The following is a 389-nucleotide window of genomic DNA, read 5'->3' on the forward strand; positions in this document are numbered from 1 at the left end:
CCGCGCTCTCCGCGTTCCACGACGATGCAAGTCGTGCCGACTACTACGGCTTTACCGACTATGAGGGACACCAAGTCTTTCGATATGTGGCTCCCATGGCCATAGATGAGGCCTGCCTGCAGTGCCATGGCGAACCGGCTGGGGAGCTGGACGTGACCGGCACTCCCAAAGAGGGGTGGAAAATGGGGGATATCGGTGGCGCCATCAGCATCATTACGCCGCTCGACGTGTACCAGGCCAATGAGCGCGATTCCATTGCTCAAGATGTCCTGTTCTTCGCCGTCATGCTGGCGGTGTGCTTGGTCGTGGTGTATGTGGCGCTGACCTATTTGGTCACACGGCCTTTGGGTAAAATTCGTTCCGGTGTGGACGAGGTGTCAGAAGGCAAT

1 protein-coding gene is annotated in these 389 nt (G+C 57.8%); it reads left to right on the top strand.

Annotated elements, in window-relative coordinates:
• On the top strand, window positions 1-389 hold a 389-nt coding region (locus NE591_RS13115; protein WP_256156847.1), incomplete at both ends, for a DUF3365 domain-containing protein.

The organism is Adlercreutzia sp. DFI.6.23, assembly GCF_024462535.1.
GTDB classification, from domain to species: Bacteria; Actinomycetota; Coriobacteriia; order Coriobacteriales; family Eggerthellaceae; genus Adlercreutzia; species Adlercreutzia rubneri.